1 protein-coding gene is annotated in these 1,160 nt (G+C 44.7%); it reads left to right on the top strand.

What is annotated here, in order from left to right; genetic code table 11:
• Window positions 1-74 precede the first annotated feature (74 nt).
• Window positions 75-1,160, top strand: a protein-coding gene (locus FW758_RS24540) for an IS3 family transposase (RefSeq protein ID WP_446446821.1) whose coding sequence is annotated in 2 segments (ribosomal slippage) — window positions 75-330 and window positions 330-1,160 — 1,087 coding nt annotated over the 2 segments. Because the reading frame shifts where the segments join, the coding sequence is not laid out codon by codon here. This gene is flagged as partial in the annotation.

The following is a 1,160-nucleotide window of genomic DNA, read 5'->3' as shown; positions in this document are numbered from 1 at the left end:
CTGTAGTGGCATAGTGAATTTGGCCACCTAATAAGAAATGTTATGATCCTCTCATAACCCATTTAGGTGACAACATGAATAAAAGTAAACGTGCACGATATAGCGCTGCGATTAAGCTCGAAACCGCTCAATTAGTCGTTGATCAAGGCTACACACAAGAAGCGGCGGCGAAAGCCATGAACGTGGGTAAATCGACGGTCAGTAAGTGGCTAACACAGCTTCAAATCGAGCGCCAAGGGCTTGCTCCTAAAGCCTCACCCATGACACCTGAGCAGATTGAAATCAGGGCACTTAAACGTGAAATTGAGCGCATAAATCTCGAGAAAGAAATCTTAAAAAAGGCTACTGCTCTATTGATGTCGGACTCGCTGAACAATTCTCGATAATCGAGAAACTCAATCAGAGCAACAAATACCCTATTTCAGTGCTATGCCATGTATTTAACGTGAATCGGAGTAGCTACCGCTATTGGGTGAGCCGTGAGCTTGTGGTGACATCTGAACAGCGACTTTTAGAATGTGAAATCAAAGCGATACATGCTGAAAGCAAGCAATCCACAGGGGCGAGAAGTATCGCCACAATCGCCTCTGAACGTGGCTTTACGTTAAGTCGTTATCGGGCGACTCGGTTAATGAAAAAGCTTGGATTAGTGAGTCGCCAACAACCTAAACACCGCTATAAAAAGGCTGAAAATGAGCATGTGACAATCCCTAATGCACTTAAACGGCAATTTGCAGTTGTCGAACCTAACACCGTTTGGTGTGGCGATGTGACGTATATTTGGGCGGGTAATCGTTGGTGCTATTTAGCGGTTGTGCTGGATTTATTTTCGAGAAAGGCCATTGGTTGGGCGATGTCATTTTCACCTGATACTGAGTTAACGGTAAAAGCGTTAGAAATGGCATTTGAATCACGGGGGAAGCCTAAAAACCTGATATTCCACTCCGATCAAGGCTGCCATTATACCAGCTTGAAATACCGTCAGCGGCTGTGGAAATATCAAATCACCCAGAGCATGAGCCGTCGCGGTAACTGCTGGGATAATGCGCCAATGGAGCGCTTTTTTAGGAGTTTAAAAACGGAATGGATCCCGACCCAAGGCTACAAGAGTTTTAGCGAAGCTAAACAAGATGTGACTGATTACATCATTGGTTATTACT

Source organism: Shewanella sp. 1180_01 (assembly GCF_052850535.1).
Note: the sequence above shows the minus strand (reverse complement) of the source record. Positions and strands in the feature narration are given on the sequence as shown.